At 42.6% G+C, this 888-nt stretch carries 1 protein-coding gene and 1 pseudogene; both read left to right on the top strand.

The features are described 5' to 3' along the window. A pseudogene (locus tag R8N47_RS24205) lies at window positions 1–118 on the top strand (electron transport complex subunit RsxE); the annotation flags it as partial. A 79-nt stretch (window positions 119–197) separates the two neighbouring features. Then, the gene (gene nth, locus R8N47_RS24200; RefSeq protein ID WP_021484873.1) at window positions 198–839 is read left to right on the top strand and encodes an endonuclease III; all 642 of its coding nucleotides are present in this window, start codon (window positions 198–200) and stop codon (window positions 837–839) included. The last annotated feature ends 49 nt before the right edge of the window (window positions 840–888 follow it).

The following is an 888-nucleotide window of genomic DNA, read 5'->3' as shown; positions in this document are numbered from 1 at the left end:
TTTCATCGGTGTAGGACTTTTGATTGCGTTGAAAAATGTTATCGACAGCTCAATTCAGGCTCGTCAGCCGAAAGAAGAAAAACCGGCCATTGAGCGTGCTCGCGTAACTAACGCATAATATAAGAATTCTAAAATCAAGGCTCTACCACTCGTAGGGCCTTTTTCATAAACCGCAAAGACGGGTTTGGAAGTCAGCAATGAACAAAGAAAAAAGAATAGAAATTCTTGAACGATTAAGAGAAAACAACCCCAATCCTGAAACGGAACTGAACTGGAGCTCTCCATTTGAGTTACTCATCGCTGTGCTACTTTCAGCGCAAGCGACCGATGTCAGTGTCAACAAAGCCACTGACAAACTCTTCCCCGTTGCGAATACGCCACAAAGTATTCTCGATTTGGGTGTCGATGGTTTGAAGGAATACATCAAAACTATTGGCCTGTTTAACTCAAAAGCAGAAAACACCATCAAAACCTGTAAGATCTTATTAGAAAAACATAATGGCGAAGTACCAGAAGATCGAGCCGCTCTTGAAGCTCTTCCAGGAGTCGGCCGTAAGACCGCCAATGTCGTGCTCAACACCGCATTTGGTTGGCCAACCATTGCCGTCGACACGCACATTTATCGCGTTTCAAATCGTACTAAGTTTGCGATGGGAAAAACGGTAGATGATGTCGAACAAAAACTATTAAAAGTGGTACCAAAAGAGTTCAAACTCGATGTACACCACTGGTTAATTCTTCATGGTCGCTACACTTGTTTAGCGAGAAAGCCTCGCTGTGGAAGCTGCATTATTGAAGATTTGTGCGAATATAAAGAGAAAGTATACCCAGATAGTTAACGCTATCTGAAAACAGAAGCTAGGAGCTAAAAATGTCAAACGGTCGAAT

Source organism: Vibrio sp. 2132-1, assembly GCF_033344315.1.
The sequence above is the reverse complement of the archived record's forward strand: the minus strand, read 5'-3'. Positions and strand labels throughout refer to the sequence as shown.